The 24,977-nt window shown below is 59.5% G+C and carries 22 protein-coding genes; 14 read left to right on the top strand and 8 right to left on the bottom strand.

Features of this window, described 5'->3' with window-relative positions:
* Nucleotides 1–6: 6 nt before the first annotated feature.
* From atpG to GTU76_RS03775, 9 genes are all read left to right on the top strand, one after another.
* On the top strand, nucleotides 7–867 hold the full coding sequence (atpG, locus tag GTU76_RS03815) for a F0F1 ATP synthase subunit gamma (protein WP_016984063.1): 861 nt from the start codon (nucleotides 7–9) through the stop codon (nucleotides 865–867).
* A gap of 27 nt (nucleotides 868–894) precedes the next feature.
* Complete coding sequence (gene atpD / locus GTU76_RS03810; RefSeq protein WP_016984062.1) at nucleotides 895–2,274, top strand: F0F1 ATP synthase subunit beta; 1,380 nt, start codon at nucleotides 895–897, stop codon at nucleotides 2,272–2,274.
* Between the two features lie 45 nt (nucleotides 2,275–2,319).
* Nucleotides 2,320–2,745 carry a F0F1 ATP synthase subunit epsilon gene (locus GTU76_RS03805; protein ID WP_007954164.1) on the top strand — a complete coding sequence of 142 codons (426 nt, stop codon included), beginning with the start codon at nucleotides 2,320–2,322 and terminating at the stop codon, nucleotides 2,743–2,745.
* A 117-nt stretch (nucleotides 2,746–2,862) separates the two neighbouring features.
* On the top strand, nucleotides 2,863–4,230 hold the full coding sequence (gene glmU / locus GTU76_RS03800; protein ID WP_180698097.1) for a bifunctional UDP-N-acetylglucosamine diphosphorylase/glucosamine-1-phosphate N-acetyltransferase GlmU: 1,368 nt from the start codon (nucleotides 2,863–2,865) through the stop codon (nucleotides 4,228–4,230).
* 230 nt (nucleotides 4,231–4,460) lie between these two features.
* On the top strand, nucleotides 4,461–5,237 hold the full coding sequence (locus tag GTU76_RS03795; RefSeq protein ID WP_016984060.1) for a DeoR/GlpR family DNA-binding transcription regulator: 777 nt from the start codon (nucleotides 4,461–4,463) through the stop codon (nucleotides 5,235–5,237).
* Nucleotides 5,238–5,239: 2 nt separating this feature from the next.
* Complete coding sequence (glmS, locus tag GTU76_RS03790) at nucleotides 5,240–7,072, top strand: glutamine--fructose-6-phosphate transaminase (isomerizing) (protein WP_175552748.1); 1,833 nt, start codon at nucleotides 5,240–5,242, stop codon at nucleotides 7,070–7,072.
* 75 nt (nucleotides 7,073–7,147) lie between these two features.
* A complete protein-coding gene (locus GTU76_RS03785) occupies nucleotides 7,148–8,074 on the top strand; it encodes a LysR family transcriptional regulator (RefSeq protein ID WP_016984058.1) in 927 nt (308 codons plus the stop codon).
* Between the two features lie 105 nt (nucleotides 8,075–8,179).
* Nucleotides 8,180–8,806 carry a glutathione S-transferase family protein gene (locus GTU76_RS03780; protein ID WP_016984057.1) on the top strand — a complete coding sequence of 209 codons (627 nt, stop codon included), beginning with the start codon at nucleotides 8,180–8,182 and terminating at the stop codon, nucleotides 8,804–8,806.
* A gap of 45 nt (nucleotides 8,807–8,851) precedes the next feature.
* On the top strand, nucleotides 8,852–10,882 hold the full coding sequence (locus GTU76_RS03775; protein WP_180698096.1) for a pyridoxamine 5'-phosphate oxidase family protein: 2,031 nt from the start codon (nucleotides 8,852–8,854) through the stop codon (nucleotides 10,880–10,882).
* 118 nt (nucleotides 10,883–11,000) lie between these two features.
* Here GTU76_RS03775 and GTU76_RS03770 read toward each other — a convergent pair whose 3' ends face one another.
* The 8 genes from GTU76_RS03770 to GTU76_RS03735 are packed head-to-tail and all read right to left on the bottom strand — an operon-like array spanning nucleotide 11,001 to nucleotide 18,765.
* On the bottom strand, nucleotides 11,001–12,131 hold the full coding sequence (locus GTU76_RS03770; protein WP_175552744.1) for a glycosyltransferase family 4 protein: 1,131 nt from the start codon (nucleotides 12,129–12,131) through the stop codon (nucleotides 11,001–11,003).
* A complete protein-coding gene (locus GTU76_RS03765; protein WP_016984054.1) occupies nucleotides 12,132–13,262 on the bottom strand; it encodes a glycosyltransferase family 4 protein in 1,131 nt (376 codons plus the stop codon).
* Nucleotides 13,246–14,622 carry a glycosyltransferase family 4 protein gene (locus GTU76_RS03760; RefSeq protein WP_175552742.1) on the bottom strand — a complete coding sequence of 459 codons (1,377 nt, stop codon included), beginning with the start codon at nucleotides 14,620–14,622 and terminating at the stop codon, nucleotides 13,246–13,248. Before GTU76_RS03760 ends, GTU76_RS03765 begins: the two co-directional genes overlap by 17 nt.
* Nucleotides 14,619–15,884: an ABC transporter ATP-binding protein gene (locus GTU76_RS03755; RefSeq protein WP_016984052.1), complete on the bottom strand. Its 1,266-nt coding sequence runs from the start codon at nucleotides 15,882–15,884 to the stop codon at nucleotides 14,619–14,621. Before GTU76_RS03755 ends, GTU76_RS03760 begins: the two co-directional genes overlap by 4 nt.
* The gene (locus tag GTU76_RS03750) at nucleotides 15,884–16,681 is read right to left on the bottom strand and encodes an ABC transporter permease (RefSeq protein WP_175552741.1); all 798 of its coding nucleotides are present in this window, start codon (nucleotides 16,679–16,681) and stop codon (nucleotides 15,884–15,886) included. Before GTU76_RS03750 ends, GTU76_RS03755 begins: the two co-directional genes overlap by 1 nt.
* Nucleotides 16,682–16,879, bottom strand: a complete 198-nt coding sequence (locus GTU76_RS03745) for a sugar phosphate nucleotidyltransferase (RefSeq protein ID WP_175552740.1) — start codon at nucleotides 16,877–16,879, stop codon at nucleotides 16,682–16,684.
* Between the two features lie 3 nt (nucleotides 16,880–16,882).
* Nucleotides 16,883–17,854 (bottom strand): GDP-mannose 4,6-dehydratase, encoded by a 972-nt coding sequence (gmd, locus tag GTU76_RS03740; RefSeq protein ID WP_011336673.1) that lies wholly within the window; start codon nucleotides 17,852–17,854, stop codon nucleotides 16,883–16,885.
* Nucleotides 17,851–18,765, bottom strand: a complete 915-nt coding sequence (locus tag GTU76_RS03735) for a GDP-mannose 4,6-dehydratase (RefSeq protein WP_016984048.1) — start codon at nucleotides 18,763–18,765, stop codon at nucleotides 17,851–17,853. The genes gmd and GTU76_RS03735 overlap by 4 nt, the downstream gene beginning before the upstream one ends.
* A 427-nt stretch (nucleotides 18,766–19,192) precedes the next feature.
* Here GTU76_RS03735 and GTU76_RS03730 point away from each other — a divergent pair, with 427 nt between their 5' ends.
* From GTU76_RS03730 to GTU76_RS03710, 5 genes are read left to right on the top strand one after another with little or no spacing between them, the layout of a single operon-like run.
* Nucleotides 19,193–20,809 carry a glycosyltransferase gene (locus tag GTU76_RS03730; RefSeq protein ID WP_180698095.1) on the top strand — a complete coding sequence of 539 codons (1,617 nt, stop codon included), beginning with the start codon at nucleotides 19,193–19,195 and terminating at the stop codon, nucleotides 20,807–20,809.
* Complete coding sequence (locus tag GTU76_RS03725) at nucleotides 20,803–22,107, top strand: glycosyltransferase (protein WP_175552737.1); 1,305 nt, start codon at nucleotides 20,803–20,805, stop codon at nucleotides 22,105–22,107. Before GTU76_RS03730 ends, GTU76_RS03725 begins: the two co-directional genes overlap by 7 nt.
* Nucleotides 22,104–22,982 carry a class I SAM-dependent methyltransferase gene (locus GTU76_RS03720; RefSeq protein WP_016984046.1) on the top strand — a complete coding sequence of 293 codons (879 nt, stop codon included), beginning with the start codon at nucleotides 22,104–22,106 and terminating at the stop codon, nucleotides 22,980–22,982. The genes GTU76_RS03725 and GTU76_RS03720 overlap by 4 nt, the downstream gene beginning before the upstream one ends.
* On the top strand, nucleotides 22,979–24,133 hold the full coding sequence (locus GTU76_RS03715; protein WP_180698094.1) for an acyltransferase family protein: 1,155 nt from the start codon (nucleotides 22,979–22,981) through the stop codon (nucleotides 24,131–24,133). The genes GTU76_RS03720 and GTU76_RS03715 overlap by 4 nt, the downstream gene beginning before the upstream one ends.
* A complete protein-coding gene (locus GTU76_RS03710) occupies nucleotides 24,127–24,954 on the top strand; it encodes a class I SAM-dependent methyltransferase (RefSeq protein WP_016984044.1) in 828 nt (275 codons plus the stop codon). Before GTU76_RS03715 ends, GTU76_RS03710 begins: the two co-directional genes overlap by 7 nt.
* Nucleotides 24,955–24,977: the final 23 nt, after the last annotated feature.

The raw sequence follows: 24,977 nt of genomic DNA, 5'->3' as shown, positions 1-24,977 counted from the left end.
TGTTACATGGCAGGCGCAAAAGAGATTCGCAGTAAGATTGCGAGCATCAAAAGCACGCAAAAGATTACCAGCGCCATGGAAAAAGTGGCGGTCAGCAAAATGCGCAAGGCACAAATGCGCATGGCTGCTAGCCGTCCTTATGCGGAGCGTATCCGCCAGGTTATTGGGCATCTGGCCAACGCCAACCCGGAATACCGCCACCCGTTCATGATCGAGCGCGAAATCAAGCGCGTTGGTTATGTTGTGGTGAGCAGTGACCGTGGTCTGTGCGGCGGCTTGAACACCAACCTGTTCAAGGCCCTGGTCAAGGACATGGCGGTAAACCGCGAAAACGGCGTCGAGATTGATCTGTGTGTCGTTGGTAGCAAGGGTGCGGCCTTTTTCCGCAACTTCGGCGGTAACGTCGTTGCAGCTATCAGCCACCTGGGTGAAGAGCCGTCGATCAATGATCTGATCGGCAGCGTCAAGGTGATGCTGGATGCCTACCTGGACGGCCGTATTGACCGCCTGTCCGTGGTGTCCAACAAGTTCATCAACACCATGACGCAGCAGCCTACCGTGGAGCAGTTGATTCCACTGGTGGCGACCCCGGATCAGGATCTCAAGCACCACTGGGACTACCTCTACGAACCGGATGCCAAAGAGCTGCTTGACGGCTTGATGGTCCGCTACGTTGAGTCGCAGGTCTACCAGGCGGTGGTCGAGAACAACGCGGCTGAACAAGCTGCGCGGATGATCGCGATGAAGAACGCTACCGACAACGCCGGTGATTTGATCAGCGATTTGCAGCTGATCTACAACAAGGCGCGTCAGGCTGCGATCACCCAAGAGATCTCGGAAATCGTCGGCGGCGCTGCCGCGGTTTAACGGTTCAAATATTCAGAGGATCCAGCTATGAGTAGCGGACGTATCGTTCAAATCATCGGCGCCGTTATCGACGTGGAATTTCCACGCGACAGCGTACCGAGCATCTACAACGCTTTGAAAGTAAAAAGCGATGCCGGCACCACTCTGGAAGTTCAGCAGCAGCTGGGCGACGGTGTGGTTCGTACCATTGCGATGGGTTCCACCGAAGGCTTGAAGCGCGGTCTGGAAGTTACCGACTCTGGCGCAGCCATCTCCGTACCGGTCGGTAAAGCGACCCTGGGCCGGATCATGGACGTCCTCGGTAACCCGATCGACGAAGCTGGCCCGATCGACACCGAAGAGCGTTGGGGCATTCACCGTCCAGCGCCTTCGTTCGCTGAGCAGGCAGGCGGCAACGACCTGCTGGAAACCGGCATCAAGGTTATCGACCTGGTTTGCCCGTTTGCCAAAGGCGGTAAAGTCGGTCTGTTCGGTGGTGCCGGTGTAGGCAAAACCGTAAACATGATGGAACTGATCCGTAACATCGCCATCGAGCACAGCGGTTATTCCGTGTTCGCCGGTGTGGGTGAGCGTACTCGTGAGGGTAACGACTTCTACCACGAGATGAAGGACTCCAACGTTCTGGACAAAGTGGCACTGGTTTACGGTCAGATGAACGAGCCGCCGGGTAACCGTCTGCGCGTAGCACTGACCGGCCTGACCATGGCCGAGAAGTTCCGTGACGAAGGTAACGACGTTCTGCTGTTCGTCGACAACATCTATCGCTACACCCTGGCCGGTACTGAAGTATCCGCACTGCTGGGCCGTATGCCTTCGGCAGTAGGTTACCAGCCGACCCTGGCTGAAGAGATGGGCGTTCTGCAAGAACGTATCACTTCGACCAAGGAAGGTTCGATCACCTCGATCCAAGCGGTATACGTACCTGCGGATGACTTGACCGACCCGTCGCCAGCGACCACCTTCGCCCACTTGGACGCCACCGTCGTTCTGTCCCGTGACATCGCCTCCCTGGGTATCTACCCAGCGGTAGATCCACTGGATTCGACTTCGCGTCAGCTGGACCCGAACGTAATCGGCCAGGACCACTACGACACCGCTCGCGGCGTTCAGTACGTTCTGCAACGTTACAAAGAGCTGAAGGACATCATCGCGATCCTGGGTATGGACGAGCTGTCGGAAGCCGACAAGCAGTTGGTAAACCGTGCTCGTAAGATCCAGCGCTTCTTGTCGCAGCCGTTCTTCGTGGCTGAAGTCTTCACCGGTGCTTCGGGTAAATACGTTTCCCTGAAAGACACCATTGCTGGCTTCAAAGGCATCCTCAACGGTGACTACGACCACCTGCCAGAACAAGCGTTCTACATGGTTGGCGGCATCGAAGAAGCGATCGAGAAAGCCAAGAAACTGTAATCCCGGCGCCCGGCAACGGGCGCTCATTTAGGTTGAGGCAATCAGATGGCTATGACAGTCCATTGCGATATCGTCAGCGCGGAAGGGGAAATCTTTTCCGGCCTGGTCGAGATGGTGATTGCGCACGGTGCACTGGGTGATCTTGGTATCGCTCTGGGTCACGCGCCGCTGATCACTAATCTGAAGCCAGGTCCGATCCGCCTGATCAAGCAAGGCGGGGAAGCCGAGGTGTTCTACATCTCCGGTGGTTTCCTCGAGGTTCAGCCGAACATGGTCAAGGTGCTTGCCGATACCGTGCAACGCGCCGCCGACCTGGATGAAGCTCAAGCCCAGGCAGCTCTCAAGGCTGCCGAAGCTGCTCTGCACGAGAAGAGCGCAGATTTCGACTACGGAGCTGCGTCCGCACGTCTGGCCGAGGCTGCAGCTCAGCTGCGCACCGTCCAGCAGATCCGCAAGAAGTTTGGCGGTTAATCCGTCAGCCGCTTGTTGTGCGATTGATAAAAAAGGGTAGCCTCGGCTACCCTTTTTTCTTTTCTGATTTTTACAACCCGGTCGCAGTTGCTGACCACCCAGGATTGGTAGCCAGTCATGTCTCTTGAAATCGTTATCCTCGCGGCCGGTCAAGGCACCCGTATGCGCTCGGCCCTGCCGAAGGTGCTGCATCCGATTGCCGGCAACTCCATGCTGGGCCATGTTATCCACAACGCCCGGCAACTTGAGCCACAACGCATTCATGTGGTGATCGGCCATGGCGCCGATGTAGTGCGTGAGCGTCTGGCTGCTGATGATCTGAATTTCGTCCTGCAGGACAAGCAACTCGGCACCGGCCACGCCACCGCTCAAGCGGTGCCGTTCATTACGGCCGATACCGTGCTGATCCTTTATGGCGACGTGCCGCTGATCGAAGTCGATACCCTGCAGCGTCTGCTCAAGCACGTAGTGCCTGGACAGATGGGCTTGCTCACCGTCGAGCTGGATGACCCGACTGGTTACGGTCGCATCGTGCGCGATGCCGACGGCAAGGTCGCAGCGATCGTTGAACACAAAGATGCCAGCGAAGCCCAGCGCGCCATTACTGAAGGCAACACCGGCATTCTCGCGGTGCCGGCCAATCGTCTGGCCGACTGGATGAGTCGCCTGTCGAACAACAATGCCCAGGGTGAGTACTACCTGACCGACGTGATCGAGATGGCGGTGAGTGATGGCCTGGTGGTCGCCACCGAACAACCGCACGACCCAATGGAAGTGCAGGGCGCCAACGATCGCAAGCAATTGTCAGAACTGGAGCGCCATTACCAGCTGCGCGCCGGCCGTCGGTTGATGGCGCAAGGCGTGACCCTGCGTGACCCGGCACGTTTCGATGTACGAGGCGAAGTCACTGTGGGTCGCGACGTGCTGATCGACATCAACGTGATCCTCGAAGGCAATGTGGTGATTGAAGACGACGTGGTGATCGGCCCGAACTGCGTGATCAAGGACAGCACCCTGCGCAAAGGTGTGGTGATCAAGGCCAACTCGCACATTGAAGGTGCCGTTCTGGGTGAGGGCAGTGATGCCGGTCCGTTCGCTCGTCTGCGTCCGGGCACCGTGCTGGAAGCGCGTGCGCATGTGGGTAACTTCGTGGAGCTGAAAAATGCCCACATGGGCGAAGGCGCCAAGGCGGGACATCTGACTTATCTGGGCGATGCCGAGATCGGAGCGCGTACCAATATCGGCGCCGGCACCATCACCTGCAACTACGACGGCGCCAACAAGTGGAAAACCGTGTTGGGGGCGGACGTGTTCATCGGATCCAATAATTCGTTGGTCGCGCCTGTGGATATCTCTGACGGGGCGACCACGGCCGCCGGTTCGACCATTACACAGAATGTGGATAACGCGCAGTTGGCCGTGGGCCGAGCGCGGCAGAGGAATATCGACGGCTGGAAGCGGCCGGAGAAGATCAAGAAGATCTGAGTTATCCACAGCTTCTTTTAGCGACGAAAATCCAATGTGGGAGCGAGCTTGCTCGCGAATGCGGTAGATCACTCAACATTGATGTTGACTGACACGATGCGTTCGCAAGCAAGCTTGCTCCCATATTTTTGTTTGTGTCGTGTTCAAAAAAGTCTGCCTGCCGCTTGACGATTTAGAGCCGATAGGTTTTGATTGCTTCCGTTATCTTTCGAATCGAAACTTAAGTCGCCATGTCGAAACGCAACACGCCGCAACGCCGTCACAACATTCTCGCCTTGCTCAACGAGCAGGGCGAAGTCAGTGTGGATGAACTGGCCAAGCGCTTCGAAACCTCCGAAGTTACGATTCGCAAGGATCTGGCCGCGCTGGAAAGTCATGGCCTGTTGCTGCGCCGTTACGGCGGTGCGATCACCATGCCGCAGGAGCTGGTAGCGGAAACTGCACAGAGCGTTTCCAAATACAAACAGGCGATTGCCCGCGCGGCGGTGCAACGCATCCGCGAACACGCGCGGATCATCATCGACAGCGGCAGCACCACCGCCGCGATGATCCCGGAACTTGGCCAACAGCCAGGCCTGGTGGTGATGACCAATTCCCTGCACGTCGCCAACGCCTTGAGCGAACTTGAACACGAACCGGTGCTGTTGATGACCGGCGGCACCTGGGATCCGCATTCGGAATCCTTTCAGGGTCAGGTCGCCGAGCAAGTACTACGCTCTTACGACTTCGACCAGTTGTTCATCGGCGCCGATGGCATCGATCTGGTGCGTGGCACCACCACCTTCAATGAACTGCTCGGTCTGAGCCGGGTGATGGCGGAAGTGGCGCGGGAAGTCATCGTCATGGTCGAGGCCGACAAGATCGGCCGCAAGATTCCCAACCTGGAGCTGCCTTGGAGCAGCGTCCATACCCTAATTACCGATGATCGCCTGTCGCAAGAGACACGCGATCAGATTCAGGCCCGCGGTATCACCGTGATTTGCGCGGCTGTCAGTCAGGAGAAATAAGCATGTGTGGAATTGTCGGCGCAGTTGCTGAACGTAATATCACCGCCATCCTGCTCGAAGGTCTCAAGCGCCTTGAATACCGCGGCTATGACAGCGCCGGTGTCGCGGTCTTCACCAACGACGAAACTCTTGAGCGCATGCGTCGCCCGGGCAAGGTCAGCGAACTCGAAGCCGCATTGGCCGAGCATCCGCTGGTTGGCCGTCTCGGCATTGCCCACACCCGTTGGGCTACCCACGGCGCACCCTGTGAACGCAACGCCCACCCGCATTTCTCCGGCGACATCGCGGTGGTGCACAACGGCATCATCGAAAACCACGAAGCCCTGCGTGAACAACTGAAAGCGCTGGGTTACGTGTTTACTTCGGACACCGACACTGAAGTCATCGCTCACCTGCTCAGCCATAAACTCAAGGATCAGCCCGATCTGAGCGTTGCGCTTAAAGCTACGGTCAAGGAACTGCACGGTGCTTATGGTCTGGCGGTGATCAATGCGAAACAACCGGATCGTCTGGTCGCCGCGCGCAGTGGCAGCCCGTTGGTGATCGGTCTGGGTCTGGGCGAGAACTTCCTCGCGTCTGACCAGTTGGCCCTGCGTCAGGTCACCGACCGCTTCATGTACCTGGAGGAAGGCGATATCGCCGAAATTCGCCGCGATAACGTGCAGATCTGGGACATCAACGGCAATGTCGTCGAGCGCCAGACCGTGCAGTACAGCGACGGTGCCGAAGCCGCCGACAAGGGAGAGTTCCGCCACTACATGCTCAAGGAAATCCATGAGCAACCGACCGTGGTGCAGCGCACCCTCGAAGGTCGCCTGAGCAATGATCAGGTGTTGGTGCAAGCGTTCGGCCCACAAGCGGCGGAGCTGTTCGCCAAAGTGCGTAACGTACAGATCGTCGCCTGTGGCACCAGCTATCACGCTGGTATGGTTGCGCGTTACTGGCTCGAAGAACTGGCCGGTATCCCGTGCCAGGTCGAAGTCGCCAGCGAATTCCGCTACCGCAAAGTAGTGGTGCAGCCGGACACCCTGTTCGTGACCATCTCGCAATCCGGTGAAACCGCTGACACCCTGGCAGCCCTGCGCAACGCCAAGGAACTAGGGTTTCTCGCCAGCCTGGCGATCTGCAACGTCGGCATCAGCTCGCTGGTGCGCGAGTCCGATCTCACTTTACTGACCCAGGCCGGTCGCGAAATCGGCGTGGCCTCGACCAAAGCCTTCACCACGCAACTGGTCGGTCTGTTGCTGCTGACCCTGTCGCTGGGTCAGGTGCGCGGCACCCTGGCCGACGGCGTTGAAGCGCGTCTGGTCGAAGAGCTGCGTCGCCTGCCAACCCGCCTCGGCGAAGCGCTGGCCATGGACAGCACCGTGGAAAAAATCGCCGAGCTGTTCGCCGAAAAGAACCACACCCTGTTCCTCGGTCGTGGCGCGCAATTCCCGGTGGCAATGGAAGGTGCGCTGAAACTCAAGGAAATCTCCTACATCCACGCCGAAGCCTACCCGGCCGGCGAACTGAAACACGGTCCGCTAGCGCTTGTGGATAACGACATGCCGGTAGTCACCGTGGCGCCGAACAACGAACTGCTGGAAAAGCTCAAATCCAACCTGCAGGAAGTCCGCGCCCGTGGCGGCGAGCTGATCGTGTTCGCCGACGAAAAAGCCGGGATGACCAACGGCGAAGGCACCCACGTGGTGCAGATGCCGCATATCCACGACATCCTCTCGCCGATCCTCTACACGGTTCCGCTGCAGCTGCTGTCGTACTACGTCGCGGTGCTCAAGGGCACGGACGTTGATCAACCACGTAACCTGGCGAAGTCGGTGACGGTGGAATAAGTTATCCACAGCTGACATCGACGCAAAAAAATCGCAGCTTCGGCTGCGATTTTTGTATCTGACTTGAGGGTCTCCATGGATCGCTTCCAGGAAATGCACATCTTCACCACTGTCGCCCAGGAGCAAGGCTTCTCAGCGGCGGCGCGGCGTCTGGGGTTGTCGGCAGCCAGCGTCACGCGGGCGGTGGCGGCGCTGGAGCAGCGCATCGGCACGCAGTTACTGATTCGCACCACGCGCAGTGTGCATTTGAGCGAAGCGGGGCAGCGTTATCTGGAGGATTGTCGGAGGATTCTCGTTGAGGTGCAGGAAGCCGAGGATTCGGCGGCGGGCAGTCATGCTCAGCCGCGTGGGCAATTGACGGTGACGGCGCCGGTGTTGTTCGGTGATTTGTTTGTGACGCCGGTGATGGCGAGTTATCTCGTGCAGTATCCGGATGTCACGATCAACGCCGTACTGGTCGATCGAATCGTCAACATGGTCGAGGAAGGCATTGATGTGGCGGTGCGCATCGGCGATCTGCCGGACAGCAATCAGCATGCGATTCGCGTGGGGGAGGTGCGTCGGGTCATTTGCGGCGCGCCGGCCTACTTTGCCAGGCATGGCCGACCATCTCATCCCCACGCGTTGGCGGGCGCGCCAGTGGTGGCGACTTCTGCAATTGGCCAGCAACGAAGTTGGCCGTTTCTCGACGCGGGCGAACCGCTCAGCGTGCGTCCTGAGCCGCGTCTGATCGTGACCGCCAATCAGGCTGCGATTACAGCAGCTTGCACAGGTTTGGGTTTGACCCGGGTGTTGTCCTATCAAGTGGCGAGCCAGGTTGCCGCCGGCACACTGGAAATAGTGCTCGCCGAATTTGAACTGCCACCGCTGCCGATCCATGTCGTGTATCAGGGGGGGCGCAAGGCTCCAGCGCGGATCCGCAGTTTTGTCGATTTCACAGTAGAGGCTTTGCGCGAACATCCAGCATTGAAAAATGCAGCGTTATTGCACTCGGTGAAATAATCGATTGCGTTTGCTGGTGATTCTGTTGTTTTCGCGAACAGGGGAAGATGTCCTTCACCGGCGCTCTCATCCCCGCAGCGGCGCCACTGTTCAGCGGAGTCGACCATGCAAGCGATCAAACTCTACAACTTTCCACGTTCCGGCCACGCCCACCGTGTCGAGCTGATGTTGTCCCTGCTGCAATTGCCGACCGAGTTGATCTTCGTCGATCTGGCCAACGGTGAGCACAAGCAGCCGGCGTATCTGGCGATCAACAGTTTCGGCCAGGTACCGGCCATTGATGACGACGGCGTGGTGTTGGCCGATTCCAACGCGATTCTGGTGTATCTCGCGCAGAAATACGGCCATGGTCGTTGGCTGCCAACCGATCCTGTCGGCGCCGCACGGGTACAGCGCTGGTTGTCGGCCGCCGCCGGGCCGATTGCCTTCGGACCCGCTGCAGCGCGATTGGTCACAGTGTTCGGCGCACAACTGAATGCCGAAGAGGCGATCACCCGTGCGCACAACCTGCTCAAGGTGATGGACATCGAGTTGGGCAAAACGCCTTATCTGGCTGGCGACGAACCGAGCATTGCCGACGTTTCGGCCTACAGTTACATCGCCCACGCACCGGAAGGCAACGTGTCGCTGGACGACTACGGCAATGTCCGCGCCTGGCTGGCCCGCGTCGAAGCCCTGCCTGGTTTCGTCGGCATGCCGCGCACGATTGCCGGTCTGCAAACCACCGCCTGATTTTCGCAATCCACACTGTGCCGACGGTGCAGGGGAGAGGTCGTGATGGAACGTTCACCGTGGCACGCTGGCGAGCAACAACTGCAAGCGAAAGTCGGGGTTGCCGAACGCATGGAAGCCTTCGGGCGTAAGGTGATTCGCACCTGGATGCCGGACCAGCACCGCGAGTTCTATCAGCAATTACCCTTCATGTTGTACGGCGCAGTTGATGCAGATGGGCGCCCGTGGGCCAGTGTGCTCGAAGGCGCGCCGGGGTTTGCCCATTCGCCGGATCCCGAACATCTGCATTTCGCCAGCCAGCCTGCTGCCGATGACCCGGCGCAACTGCGTAACGGCGAACCGATCGGGTTGCTTGGCATCGAGTTGCACACACGCCGGCGCAATCGCCTCAATGGTCATGTCGGCAATCTGAACGCTCATGGTTTTGACGTGAGCGTGGATCAGGCCTTCGGCAACTGCCCGCAATACATTCAACTGCGCCAGTTTCAGCGGGTGCCGCTGACGGATCCGCAGACACGCCCGGCTGAGTATCTGAACGGCCTCGATGACGCGGCCATCGCGCTGATCGCTGGCGCCGATACGTTTTTTGTCGCCAGCTATGTGGATGTCGAAGGCGAGCGCGCGGTGGATGTTTCTCACCGTGGCGGCCAGGCTGGTTTCGTGCGGGTGGAAGGCAATCGTCTGACCATCCCCGACTTCGCCGGCAATCTGCACTTCAACACGCTCGGCAATCTGTTGCTCAATCCCAAGGCGGGCTTGCTGTTCATCGACTTTTCCACAGGCGAACTGCTGCAACTCAGCGGGCGTACCGAGATCCTTCTCGATGACCCGCAGATCGAGGCCTTTCAAGGTGCGGAGCGGTTGTGGACATTTGAAGTGGAGAAGCTGGTGCGACGCCCCGCAGCCCTGGCGTTGCGCTGGCGCTTCGACGGCATGTCGCCAACCAGTCTGTTGACCGGCAATTGGGCAGAGGCGGATGCGCGTTTGCAGGCGCAGGCCCTGGGCAATCAATGGCGGCCGTTGCGCGTGGCGAGGATCGAGGCGGAAAGTCGCAGCATCCGTTCAATCTATCTGGAGCCAACCGATGGCGCCGGTTTGCCGGTGTTTCTCGCCGGCCAGCATTTGCCGCTGCGTTTCACGATCGATGGCGAGGTGCATATCCGCACCTACAGTCTTTCGAGTGCGCCATCGGATGGTTTCTACCGGATCAGCGTCAAGCGCGACGGGCTGATTTCGTCGCACCTGCATGAGCAGATCCGCGTTGGCGATGTGCTCGAGGCGCGGGCGCCGCAGGGGCATTTCACCGTGGCACCGCTGGAGCAGCGACCGTTGGTTCTGCTGGCCGCCGGTGTGGGCATCACGCCGTTGCTGTCGATGCTGCGCGAGGTGGTGTATCAAGGCTTACGCACGCGGGGGATTCGTCCGACGTTGTTGCTGCAGAGTTCGCGCAGTCTGGCGGACCAGCCGTTTCGCCAGGAGCTGGATCGTTTGCTCGAAACGGCGGGCGATTCTGTGCGAATCCTGCGTCTGCTCAGCCAGCCGGAAGACAATCTGCAAGAGGGCGAGGATTTCGATGTGCGTGGGCGTATCGACGGCGCGGTGTTGAGGAACCTGCTTGGTGCCGAGGATTTCGACCAGCTCGACTTTGTGCTTTGCGGTCCCGGTGCTTTTACCCAAGGGCTGTACGACAGCCTGCGCGAACTGGATGTGCGCGATGCGCAGATTCATGCGGAAACCTTTGGTCCGTCGACCCTGAAACGTCAGGCCGATCCGGATGCGATCGTGATCGAGCAACCGCCCGCAGCGACCACTTCGGTGCCGGTGGTGTTCGAGCGCTCGGCAAAAGAGGCGCGCTGGCAGCCCGATGGCGGCAGTTTGCTGGAGCTGGCGGAAAGCCGCGGATTGCGCCCGGAGTTCAGTTGCCGCGGTGGCTCGTGCGGCACTTGCAAGACCCGGCTGGTCAGTGGTGCGGTGAATTATCCACAGGCGCCGGCGGATATTCCGGAAGCGGGGCATGTGCTGATTTGTTGCGCAGTTCCGGCGCAAAGCAATCAGCCGCTGATCTTAGACCTGTAACCCGAACCCGTGTAGGAGCTGCCGAAGGCTACGATCTTTTGATCTTGTTTTTAAAAATCAAAATCAAAAGATCGCAGCCTTCGGCAGCTCCTACAGGGGATCGGGGTTCAACCCACGCTCAGGCGTAGGACAGCGATTTCTCTTCCAGCAGTTCCTGATACAGCTCTGTCCACTTGCGGCCCATGTCGTCGGCGGTGAATAACTGCCGGTAACGCGCTTCGGCTTTTACTCCCATGGCGGCGGCACGCACCGGGTCTTCCCAAAGTGTGCGCATCGCCTCGCGGAACGCCTGTGGATTACTGGGTGGCACTACCAGTCCGGTTTCGTTATGGATATTGATGTAACTGGTGCCGGTGCCGATTTCGCTGGAAATCATCGGTTTGCCGTACATAGCGCCTTCCAGCAAAGAAATGCCGAACGCTTCCGAGCGCAAATGCGAAGGGAAGACAATGGCATAGCTCAATTGCAGCAGTGCGACCTTGTCTTCGTCACCCAGGCGACCGAGGAAATGAATGTTGCGCAGGCCCAACGCCTGAGCCTGCATGTGCAGTTCACGCTCCAGCGGCCCGGCGCCGACGATGACAACGGGATAGTCCACTTCCTTCAAGGCATCGAGCAGGATGTGCAAGCCTTTGTAATAGCGCATCACGCCGACAAACAAAAAGAACTTATCCCCAATCTGCCGGCGCCAGCGACTCAGCCTTTCGCCATCGGCTTGTGGGTAACCGGCTTTATTCAAACCGTAGGGGATCACCCGGGTCTTGTCCTGGAACTGCTGCAACACATCGCTGGTATGCAGGTAATTCGGCGAGGCGGCGACAATGCGGTCGGCACTGGCGAGGAAGCGGTTCATCAGCGGCCGGTAGAGTTTGAGCAGGTGCTTTTGGCGGATGATGTCGGAGTGATAAGTGACCACGCTTGGCTTGCTCATGGCGCTGGCGAAATGCACCAGATCCATGAACGGCCACGGAAAGTGGTAATTGACCACATCAGCCTCGGCGGCCATCTCGCGGAACTGTTTGAATACGCTCCAGGAAAAACCGGTGGAGGCGAACTGGATGTCGAGTCTGGCCCGGTGCACTTCGTGCTGACCCAATTTCACCATGGCCGGTGTCGGGTCAGCACTGAGCGTCAGCACCTGGCCGTCGATGCCATGCTGGGCGCCGCTTTCGCACAGTTGGAAGATCACTTGCTCAATGCCGCCGACCGAGTCGGGCAGGTACGTCTTGAAAAAATGAAGAACTCGCATTCAACCTCCCATGGCCTGGCGGTAGGCACCGGCCGTGGCCTGTGCACAACGTTCCCAGGAAAAAAGCCGTGACTGCTGCAATCCGGCCTCTCGGCATGCTTGCCAATGTGCTTGATCGTCGATCAGATGGCTCATCGCATCGCGCAAGCCATGTGCATCGTCAGCTTCAATATAATTTCCGGCAGCACCTGCTACTTCCGGCATTGCCGAAGAGCGGGTGATGACCACCGGTGTACCACTGGCCATCGCTTCCAGCACTGGCAGGCCAAAGCCTTCGTACAGCGAAGGAAAAATCAGCGCCCGGGCGCCTGCCAGTAATTGCGCTACCTGTTCGTCGGGCAGATAGCCAAGCAGGCAGACATGTCCACTGGCCAATGCCTGACGAAGCTCGTCACTGAACTGCTCACGCTGCCAACCAGCCATGCCAACGATCAGCAATGGAAAGCGCTCGCGTATGGCCTCCGGCAGGAGCGCATGGGCGCGTAACGCCAGGTTCAGGTTCTTGCGCGGCTCGAGCGTGCCGACGCACAGGAAATATTCGCGCGCCATGACGGCATGCGCCTTGAGCACTGCGCTGATCGCGCTCGCCTCGCGCGGATGGAAACGCTCGGCGACGCCCAGCGGTGCCACGACGAAACGCTCGGCGGGTAGGCCGAAATAGGTTTGGGCTTCATCGGCGATTGCCTGTGAGTCCGTCAGAATCAGTCGCGCCTGCTGTATCCCGATAGCCAGCCGACGCTCAATTTCCTTGAGTCGTGCCAACGGCTGCGTTTGGGGGAAATGCAGGTGGGTCAAGTCGTGCAGGGTGATCACTGTCGGACCGTTAAAGGCCAGCGGCCACAGGCTCGGCTCGTGATACAGGTCGATGCCTTGCGCGCGCCCCTGATCAAAGCGTTTCTGTTCCAGCCAGCGCCGCGCCTGATAGGCACCCGGAATCTGCCGCAGCAGGGGGGTCAATCGCGAATAACCGGGTACGGCTGCCTCCGGCAGGACTGAACTCCAGCCCCAGCCGTGAAACAGCGTCACTTCGACGTCCGGTTCGCGGCTCAAGGCGTTGACCAGTTCGGCGACGTAGTGGCCGATGCCAGTGCGCGGCGCCTGGAGAATGCGCGCGTTAAGAGCAATGCGCATGTTGACTCTGCGGTGCAGCCACCGACGGGTTCAGGTTGCGTTCGATGCGCTCGACCAGTTGCGCACTCGCTTCACGCCAACTCAGCCAGCGCCATTGTTCAAGGCCAAGTGGTGCGGGGAATCGTTGGGTGCGCTCCATGTCAACGACCAGATCGGTCAGGCTCTGCGGGGTGGCCAGGTCGAAATACGCCATGTAATCGCCGCCGATTTCGCGGAACACCGGGATATCACTGGCCATCGCCGGTAGCCCGCGTTGCATCGCTTCCACCAGCGGCAGGCCGAATCCTTCAACGTAGGACGGGAACACCAGCGCCGTCGCATGTGAGTAGGCATGCTCGAGGCTTTTGTCAGAAAGCGAGTTGTACATGAACAAGCGCCGGTTCAGCTCGGGATGTTGGCGAATACGTTCGATCAGTGCTTCGCACTTCCAGCCGATCTTGCCGACGATGCATAACCGCGCTTTGGAACCCTTGGCCCAGGCACGCTCGAGAGCATCCAGCAGGTAGGTGTGGTTTTTGCGCGGCTCGATGGTGCTGACCATCAGGAACACCGGATCCGGCATCTTGAACATCTGCAACAAGCCCCGATCGACGTCGGCCTCGGCGTCGCTCAAATCCAGCTCCGAACCAAGGTGGAAATAATCGAACCAGCGCTGCGCGACCTGTTGTGCGCCGATGCGGCGGAGCATCTCCTCGCGTACCTGGTCGCGGATGGTCGTGGAAATGGCGACATAACCGTCAGCGGTACGGGCGATCCAGTCGAACCAGTCGTTGAACACTTTGACCAGCCCGGCGTCGCAGAACTGCGGGTGGGTCAGCGGGATCAAGTCGTAGATCACCGAAACGATTCCGACGCCGTCCCGCTTGAGTTGCTCGGCCAGGGGGAAAAAGTTGGCGTGCCAGGACGAGTCGAGCAGCACCAGCTGATCGCCGGCCCGATGTTGCAACGGTACGCAGCGCTCGGGGATATGCTTGCCCTTGAGGGCTCGTTCCAGCAGGCGCATCGGCGCGCTGAAGCAGGCGAAGGCCGCGAGCCGACAGCAGACATACAAAACCCGGCGGCTGAAATGCGACTGGCTGAACGGCCGACGTCGCTCCAGGGCACGGTGGCGCAACCAAAAGGTGTTGGCCCATTGTTCCAGCTTCACCCGCAGGCCCATCAAGTTGAGCTTCATGGATTTCAGCGGCACCAGACTTTTGACCTCATGGAGGCCGCCGTCGATCATCACCACCGGGATGCATTCAAGGTTTGCGTCGGTGGCCGGCAGTTGCTGAATGACGTTGCGTACAACGCGCTGGATGCCCGAGTTGGCGGCGGGATGTTCGAAAACGTAGGTGCATTCCACCAGCATTCGGGTCATCGCGAGATCTCCTTATCGGGGATGGGCAAAAGCGTTTCGCTGGAGCGGATGATTTCGGTGTGTGCCTGGAGCCAGGCACATCCGACGAAGTCTTCCTGACGGTTGTTGATGACATGGAAGATCAAGCCGTAGTCGCGCCACTCGAAATTGCGATCCAGGTGCGAATCCAGACGTGACAGGCTCAGCGCCACCGAATAGCTGCCCTTGCCCAAACGCATATCGAAAGCGAAGCGGAAGGTCACGCGCTCACCGGCACTCAGCTCGATGACCGGTTTGGCGAGGCGATGGGTGTTGATTCCGTAAATCGCCTGACCGAGACGATCCTTGATCATGAAGCCGAGAATCAACCGTTCGATGTCTTCGCGCACTTGCGTCTGTACTTCCAGCACCACGGGCTGGCCGACCTCCGCCACTTCGAGGCTGCGTCCCTGGGCATCGAGCAGACGCACGTCGATGATTCCCGCTTCGCCCGTACCGGAGATTGTCTGTACCTGACCGTTGGCGAGCATTTCCTGGCGGACGATCTGACCTTCGCGCTGGGCGAGCATGGCGTTGTAGTAATCCATGACCTCTTCAGGTTTGCCGCGCATGGCCAGACGCCCGTTCTCTAAAAGAATGGCGGTGTCGCAGATTGACTGAATGGCCGAGCGGTCATGGGAAACGATCAACAGGGTGGTGCCGGCCTTTCGGAAGCCGCGAATGCGCTCGAAGCTTTTATGCTGGAAATAGGCATCGCCCACTGACAGCGCTTCGTCGACGATCAGAATGTCCGGACGACGTGCGGTGGCGACACTGAACGCCAGGCGCATTTGCATGCCGCTGGAATAAGTGCGCACCGGCTGATCGATGGCCTCGCCGATTTCGGCAAAGCTTTCGATTTGCGGCATCAGCGCCTCGATTTCCTCGACCTGCATCCCCAACAACTGACCGGCCATGAAAGCATTCTGGCGTCCGGTAAAGTCGGGATGAAAACCCATGCCCAGTTCGAGCAGCGCGGCAACCCGACCCTGGAGTTCGATCTGCCCGCGGGTCGGTTGAGTCGTGCCGGTGATCATCTTCAATAGCGTGCTCTTGCCGGCTCCGTTGACGCCGACAATACCCACGGCCTCACCAGGCTGAATCTCGAAATCGACGTCTTGCAGGATCCAGTGCAAGTGGTGCCGGGGCCGGGAAAATGGCAGCAGCCATTCGAGCAGACGGCTCCAGCGATTGGGATACTGTTTATAGGCCTTGGCCAGGCCACTGACGCGTATGTGGCCCATTAGAGTTCGTCCACCATTTCACCGACCCGTTGACGGAATAGCCGTAACGCCAGGGCGCAGAGCAGCAGGCCGATGATCAGCAACGGCATGAGCGAGGACCAGTCGGGCCATTGGTTGTAGAGGAACACGTTCTGGTAGCTGCTCATCAGCGCCGTCATCGGATTGAGGCTGATCAGATGCTGGATGCCGGGCGGCAGTATCGACAGCGGGTAAACAATCGGTGTCAGCCAGAACCAGAACTGCAGGCAGATGCCGAACATCTGCCCGACATCGCGGAAAAACACATTGAGGATGCCCAGCAACATGCCCAGCCCGGCGGCAAAGATCACCTGCAGGATCAGCAGCGGGATCAGCGCCAGCAGCGCCATGCCTGGCAGGCGCCCACTGAGCAGCAGGAAGCCGAAAAACAGCGCCAGAATGATTGCAAAGTTGATCCCGGCATTGAGCAGGGCAATCACCGGCAGGCAAATGCGCGGGAAGCTGATTTTCTTCAGCAGATTGGCATTTTCCAGAAACATGCTCTGGCTGCGCGACGTGATTTCCGCGAATAGCCCCCAGGTCAGCAGGCCGGCGCACAGGTAGACGCTGTAAGCCAGGCCATCGTCCACGCCCGGAAGACGCGCGCGCATGATCTGGGAAAAGATCACCGTGTACACAACGATCATCGATAACGGGTTGAGTACAGTCCACAGCGCACCGAACAGCGAATTGCGATACCGCGCTTGAAACTCTCGCTTGACGCTGCCGAGGATGAATCCACGGTAGCTGCGCAGCGAGCGGTACAGGGAAAGCAACATTCAAACCGTCCTGCCGTATGGGTCTTCGAAGCGAACGATGTCGGCCCAACCAGCCAGAAACGCTGCCGTGCACTGGTACGTCTTGCCTTGCGGCGACGGCACAGCGGACAGGCTTGTGAACGGGGCGGTATGGCACTCAGGGGACACCGGCCACAAACGGCTGCCGGCGCCGCCGGACAGAATCACGGGGGTCGGCATGGCCTACTCCTTGGCGACGCGTTTCATGTCCGCATCCATCATCATGCGGATCAAGGTATCCAGGTCGGTTTTCGGCTTCCAGCCCAGCACGCGCTGAGCCTTGGCCGGATTGCCGAGCAGCACTTCGACTTCGGCCGGGCGGAAAAACGCCGGGTCGATCTTCACGTAGTCGCGATAGTTGAGACCGACGTGATCGAAGGCGATGCGGCACATTTCCCGCACGGTGGTGGTGACGCCGGTGGCGACCACAAAATCGTCAGGCTTGTCTTGTTGCAGCATCAGCCACATGGCTTCGACGTAGTCGCCGGCAAAACCCCAGTCGCGTTTCGCATCGATGTTGCCCAAGGCCAGCTCCTGCTGTTTGCCTTGCTTGATGCGTGCGGCGGCATCGGTGACCTTGCGGGTCACGAACTCGATGCCGCGCAGCGGTGATTCGTGGTTGAAGAGGATGCCGCTGCTGGCGTGCAGGTTGAAGCTTTCGCGATAGTTGACGGTGATCCAGTGACCGTAGAGTTTGGCCACGCCGTAAGGGCTGCGCGGGTAGAACGGCGTGTTTTCATCCTGCTGCTCAGCCTGGATCAGGCCGAACATTTCGCTGGTCGAGGCCTGATAAAAGCGTGTGTGCGGACTGAACTGACGGATCGCTTCGAGCAAGTGAGTAACGCCCAGGCCATCGACGATGCCGGTGGTCACCGGTTGATCCCACGAGGCGGCGACGAAGCTTTGCGCGGCGAGGTTATAGACCTCGTCCGGCGCCGACTTGATGACTGCACGCTGTACCGAGCAGGCATCGGCCATGTCACCGTCCAGATAGACGATGTCGGCTTCGACGCCCATCTCGCGCAGGCGCCAGCGTGAATCGCTGCTGCGCCGTGCGACGAGGCCGTGAACCTTGTAGCCCTTGTCGAGCAACAGCTTGGCCAGATACGCGCCGTCCTGGCCGGTGATCCCTGTGATCAGTGCACTTTTTGTCATTCTTGTCGTACTCGCGTCTCCCAGTCGGACAGGATCGCCCGCAGGGATTGTTGTGTGGTGATGGCTGGCGCCCATCCAGTGGTTGTGGCCAGTTTTGCGTGGCTGCCGCAAACGCGACGCTGATCGGCACGCCGCATGCGTGCGGGATCCTGAACCTGTAGCACCTCGACTTCGGCCAGCGCCGCCAGTTGTTCGATCAGGCTGCGGATGCTGTGCTCGCGCCCCGAGCAGATGTTGTAGATCTGGCCCGGCTGGCCTTTTTCCAGCAGCGCGAGATAGGCCGACACCACGTCGCCGACATCGAGGAAATCACGCGTTACGTCGATGTCGCCGACTTCCATTTGCGGTCCTTGCAGGCCTTGTTTGATGCGACAGATCTGACGGGCAGCGCTGGCGATGACGAAGTTGTCTTGCTGACCGGTGCCAATATGGTTGAACGGGCGCGCCACCAGCACCGGCCAGTGTTCGCTCAGGCCCCATTGCAGGCTGAGAAATTCTGCCGAGAGTTTGCTTACTGCGTAGGGGTTGCGCGGGCAGGGCGGTTGTTGCTCGGTGATTGGCAGATCGCTTTCGCCGACTTGACCGTAGACATCACCGGAGCTGACGTAGAGGAAGGTGCCGGCAAAGCCACGTGTCTTGAGTGCTTGCAGCAGATTGAGGGTGCCGAAAAGATTGATGTCGAAGGTGCGCGCCGGATCGCGAAAGGCTTCGGGGACGAAGGTCTGCCCGGCCAGATGAATCACCGCGTCGGGCATTTGCGGCCACAGATCGTTGAGGCTGTCAGCATTCGTGAGGTCGTAGGGCGATGCGGCAGACAGCAGCTCCCACGACGAATCAGGCAATGCCAGACGCGACTGAATATGTTGTCCCACGAATCCACTGAGACCCGTGACGAACAGACGCTTTTTCAAACAGCGACCCCTTGGTCTTTAACTTGCGCCGCTTTCTCACAGGCTTTAAGGAGATGTCTGTCAGACCGAAGGAAAAACCGGGTGAAAGACGGGCGAAGTCAGTTGTTGTAGTTGTTTGTTACCAATCTGTGCCAATTGCGCAGCAATTTCAACAGGCCAAACCGTGACCGGTCAGTTCTCGTCAGCGTAGTCCGATTTATTCTTGTCGGGCGGTTCCCGGATCCTTGAAGGATGTGTTTAGAATGGCCCTCGTCGCCATTCCCCCAGGTCCGCCGTGGGTGTAGCGCAACAGGGTGAAACCAGCCACTAAAACAAGAACGAAGACGTGCCTGAGGATGATGGACAAGCAGCGGCGATGTCGGCTTGATCCAGCGCCCGGTCGTCATAGCATGAGGTTGCCGGGACGGCTGCTTCATCGTGGGATGCCATGAATTTCATTCTTTACTCGGACGTCAATGAGCGCTCCATCAGCCAGAGCCTGGGGCGTGCCGAATACAGCTATTACTTTGTGCTCAAGGCGTATCGCCCGGTGCTGGAAAGCCTCGGCCAGGTGCATGTTGTGGCGTCGGTCGCTGAAGTTGACCCGCTGTATCTGCAGTTGCTTCAGGACGGTCAGGAATGTCTGTTCCTTTCGTTTGCGCCGCCACATAAAACCCCGACCGGCCTGCAATGCCCGATGGTGTGCGTAATCGCCTGGGAATATGATTCGATCCCAACCGAATGCGCTGACAACGATGTTCGCCAGGACTGGAGCCAGACACTGGCGCGCCATGGCCGGGTGATTACGTTGTCGACCCACACGGCGCAGGCGATACGTCGCAGCCTGGGTGAAGATTTCCCCGTACTGGTATTGCCCACACCGCTGTGGGAACGCTTCGCTCAGGTACGGCGAGACTACCCGAGTGTCCCGGTAAACCCCGGCACGACGTTGCAGATCAAGGGCTGCATCATCGATAGCCGCGCGCTGGGACTGTCTGCTGATGGCTTGATCGCACCGATACTCAATGAACAGGAAGCACTGACGCCGAGCCCTGTCGAGGAAGTACCGGAGCCGACGCCAGAACCGTCACCGCCACTGACCTTGCGTCGGCGTGCGTTCATCACCAAGCATTACTTGTACGAAGGCTACAAAGCCGTTGCGACGCCTTCGCAGCATCGAGCGCTGTTTTTGCTCAAGCACAACCTGCGGCTGTGGTATCGCGAAGCCGTCAGTGATTTGCTGCCGGCTGCCAGTCGCGAGAACCGCCCCGAGTTGTCCGAGCCAGTGCCATCGGCTCCAGCCGTGAATGAGGCGCTGGAGGTGATTGAGCATCCGCAAGCCTTGTTGCCGGACACCAGTGAAAACGCCCGGATCGACGTCAGTGGCGTGGTATACGTCAGCGTGTTCAATCCCGAAGACGGACGCAAGAACTGGCACCACCTGATCACCGCGTTCTGTTGGGCCATGCGTGATGTCGAAGACGCGACACTGGTGCTGAAAATCACCCAGAACGACCTGTCGAGCTACTACGTTCATCTCATCACTTTGCTCTCGCAGCTATCCCCCTTTGCCTGTCGGGTGGTGGTCCTGCATGGCTACCTGGAAGATGAGGAGTTTGCCCGGCTGTATGGCGCCGCCAGTTTCTACGTCAACGCGTCACGCTGCGAAGGTTTGTGCCTGCCGCTGATGGAGTTCATGTCGTGCGCTCGGCCGGTGATCGCGCCGGATCACACGGCAATGCGCGATTACATCGACGAACATGTCGGCTTCATCGTCAAGTCCAGTCACGAGCCGACCATCTGGCCGGAGGACGTGCGGATCCTCTACCGCACCCTGCGTCATCGCCCTGACTGGGGCTCGTTGAAAACCGCCTATGAGGACAGCTACGCCATGGCCAAAAACCACCCGCAGGCTTACCAGGCGATGGCCATTGCCGCCAATGAACGCATGCGTGAGTACTGTGGATTCGCGCCGCTGCAGCAGCGTGTGGCGGCGTTTTTCGGCCTTGAGGCCAATCGCGCGATCACCTCGCTGGCGGTCGAGACCGGAGCGGCTTCATGCTGATCATCATTCATTCGGAAACCAACAAGAGCAACATCCAGCAGAACCTCGGACGCCCCGAGTACAGCTATTACTTTGTTCTCAAGGAATTCCGCCCGGTGCTGGAGCGACTCGGTCAGGTCATCGAAGTCAGCAACCCTGACGAGCTGGTTGATCGCTTGTATTTCGACTGCTTGAGCCGCGGCGAGGATTGTGTCTTTCTGTCGTTCTCGCCGCCGCATCGCACACCTGTTCATTACGCCTGCCCGACCATTCCGGTGTTTGCCTGGGAGTTCAGCACCCTGCCCACTGAAAGCTGGCAGGGCGAACCTCGCCACGACTGGCGTGTGGTGCTCAAAGCCTGTGGCCGGGCGATCACGCATTCGAGCTTTACGGTAGACACCGTGCGCGACGTGATGGGGCCTGACTATCCGATCGGCGCGATCCCCGCACCGGTATGGGATCGCTTCGCCGCCCGTGGCGAGCATCTGGACCGGCGCCCGGTGATCGAGCCTCTCACCCTTAGTCTGCACGGGTTGCTGATCGACAGTCGCACGGTGGACTTGCGTCCCTATGGTCCTGCGGGGCGTTGCGAAGGCACGCCGATGTCCTTTGCCGGGCCCGGGCAGGATTGTTCGCTGAAGCTTGAAGGCGTGGTGTACACCTCGGTGTTCAATCCTTACGACGGGCGCAAGAACTGGCAGGACATGCTCAGCGCGTTCTGCACCACGTTCCGTGATACACCCGATGCGACCCTGGTGCTGAAACTCACGCACCACGACATCACCGATGCGCTGACCGATATGCTGCACCACCTGTACAAGAACCAGTCCTATCGATGCCGGATCGTGCTGATACACGGTTATCTGGCGGATGCTGATTACGAACGGCTGGTGCAAGCCACCAGTTACGTGGTCAACAGTTCCTACGGCGAAGGCCAGTGCCTGCCGCTGATGGAGTTCATGTCTTGCGGCAAACCGGCCATCGCACCGCTGAACACCGCGATGGCTGACTACGTGAACAGCGACAATGCGTTCATCGTCGACTTCACCGAAGAGCTGACCGCCTGGCCCCATGATCCCCGAGCTGCTTACCGCACGATGCGTTACATGACCAACTGGGATTCGTTGTGTGCGGGATATCGCGCCAGCTATGAGGTGGCGAAAACCGATGAAGCGCGGTATGCCGCGATGTCGGCCGAAGCGGTGCGCAGTCTGCAGCGCTTCTGTAGCCAGGCCAGCGCCGAGCAGCGTCTGCGAGCGTTCTTCGAGCAGCCCTGGCAAGCCGTCGGGACATTACCGCTGGCAGCCTCAGGCACATGATCAGGCGCCTGCTCGCACGTTTTCGCCCGGCGCCGGCGACGCCTGTAGCGGAGCCGGTGGTGGCCGATACGGTGTCGCCGCGCAATGTCGGTTTGCGCGATGCAGTCCTTGACGGCTGGTTTCTGGCTGACAGCGGTGAGTTGCTCAAGGGTTTTGCAATCACGGCCGACGATACGTTGCTCGATGTCGGTTGTGGCGAAGGCGTAGCGACACTGTTTGCCGTGCGTCAGGGCGCCTCGGTGATCTTCACCGACAGTGAGTACGACAAGGTGCACGACCTCGCGCGCCAGATCGAAGCACACAGCTGCCGGACGAGTCTGGGACTGGTCAGTAACAGCCTGCCGTTGCCGTTGGCCGAGGGTTGCGCGAGCAAAGTGGTGTGCATGGAGGTGCTGGAGCACATCGACCAGCCTGAGCCCTTCATGGCCGAACTGGTGCGCATGGGCCGCCCGGGTGCGCAATACCTGCTCAGCGTGCCGGCACCGGCCGGCGAACATCTGCAAAAGGGCATCGCCCCGGCGAGTTATTACCAGTCGCCCAATCATGTGCAGATTTTTACCCCGGAGCGCTTCGCAGCGCTGGTGGAGGACGCGGGGCTGGTGATCGAGCATCGCCAGGCCAGCGGTTTTTTCTGGGTGATGGGCATGATTTTCTTCTGGGCCGGTGAGCGTGCCGCAGGGCGCGATCCCGCAGGTGCGGTGCGAGACCGTATTCGAGAGCCGTTCATGCCCTTGATGGAGAGCTGGGCCAGAACCTGGCAGCACTTGCTCGATCACCCCGACGGGCTTGCGATCAAGCAGACACTGGATCGTTTCATGCCCAAGAGCCAAGTGATCATCGCCCGTAAACCGCTGGACGTCGGAGATGCACCATGAGCAGCAAGCGGATCATGGACATCGAAGTGCTGCGTGCCATTGCGGTGCTGGGCGTGCTGTTCCATCACTTGCAGGGGAGTCTGTTCAACGACACAGTGCCATTGCTGGAAAAGATTCATGGATGGGCGCAGCCGTGGTGGGGCGTCGATCTGTTTTTTGCCATCTCCGGTTTTGTCATCGCCCGTAGCCTGATTCCGGCGCTGCAAGGTTGCGAAACCCGGCTGGAATATTGGCACCAGACGCGCAATTTCTGGCTGCGTCGAGCGTTCCGGCTATTGCCCTCGGCCTGGCTGTGGCTGGCGCTGATGCTGCTGGCATGTGTGTTTTTCAACCGTTCAGGCGCGTTCGGCTCGCTGTATGCCAACCTGCAGGCGACGCTCGCCGGGGTGTTGCAATATGCCAACTTCCGTTTTGCCGACAGTTTTTTTCACTACGAATATGGCAGCAGTTTCGTCTACTGGAGTTTGTCGCTGGAAGAGCAGTTCTACCTGTTGTTTCCGCTGTTGATCCTGCTGTGCCGCAAACATCTGGTGTGGGCTTTGCTGGCGCTGGTCGCGGTGCAGATATTCACCCTGCGCACACCGTTGCTGATGGTGGTGCGTACAGACGCACTGGCCCTCGGCGTGCTGTTGGCGATGTGGAGTGCGCGACCGGGCCACCAGCGCTGGCAACCGACGTTCCTGCGTCTGCCATGGGCCGGCAGTGCCGTATTGGTCGTCGTCGGGTTGCTCATGAGTTTCATGGCCACCGATCGCTTTACCCTGACCAGTTACCGCATCGGTTCGATTGCGCTACTCAGTGCGCTGCTGGTGTGGATCGCCTCGTACAACCGCGACTATTTGTTGCCCGCCGGTGGTTTGCAACGCTTGATGGCGTGGATCGGCAGTCGTTCCTATGGCATCTACCTGATCCACATACCGGCCTATCTGCTGGTGCGTGAACTGATCTTCCGCTTGCAGGCCGCCGGCCTGCCGAGCCCGGCCGGACATCCAATGGTCACCGTGATCATTGCTTTGGGCCTGATCGTTCTGCTCAGTGAACTCAATTACCGCTTGATTGAAATGCCCATGCGCAACCGGGGTGCCGATCTGGTAGCGCGCCTGGGCGCGTCCCGAGCCGCCGTCTCATCCTCTGGAGCCACCTCATGCTGAGCTTTTTGAAGAAACGCACAGTGGCGACGCCTGCGCCGGCCGTTGCACCGGCCAACGTTACAGCCGTCGACAAAACTGATCCCTACATGCTTGGCCTTTACGATGCGAAGCTCAGTGGCTGGTTCAACCAGGAAACCGGCGAATTGTTCAAAGGCTTCCCGGTGACGGCTGAAGACATACTGCTGGATGTCGGCTGCGGGGATGGCGGTAACGTACATTTTTGCGGGATGCGCGGGGCGAAGATCATCATTGCCGATATCGACGGCGCCAAGGTCGAAGCCACCCGCCAGCGATTGGGCGACACCCCGGCGCGGGACATCGAATGTCACGTGACGGACTGCAATCCGCTGCCGATTGCCGACGCTACCGCCACCCGGGTGGTCTCCACCGAGGTCATCGAACATGTCGACGACCCGGCACAATTCCTTGCCGAGCTGGTACGTGTCGGCCAGCCCGGGGCGTTGTATCTGTTGAGCGTGCCGCATCCGAGTTCCGAAGACCTGCAAAAAGACATCGCTGCGCCGGAGTATTTCCAGAAGCCCAATCACATCCGGGTCATCAGCGAAGAGCAGTTCAAGGCTATGGTCAGCGATGCGGGTCTGGAAATCATCAGTCACAGCCAGTACGGATTTTACTGGTCGATGTGGATGCTGCTGTTCTGGGAGGCCAAGGTGGATTTCAGCCAGCCGGATCATCCATTGCTCAATCATTGGGCCGACACCTGGCAAGCGGTGCTGGACTCACCGCGCGGGGCGCAGATCAAACAGGCGCTGGACGCGGTGGTTGCGAAGAGCCAAGTCATCATCGCCCGTAAACCCTGAACACTTTCCCCTGTGGGAGCGAG

The organism is Pseudomonas crudilactis (genome assembly GCF_013433315.1).
GTDB classification, from domain to species: Bacteria; Pseudomonadota; Gammaproteobacteria; order Pseudomonadales; family Pseudomonadaceae; genus Aquipseudomonas; species Aquipseudomonas crudilactis.
This window is presented reverse-complemented; position numbering and strand designations above follow the sequence as displayed.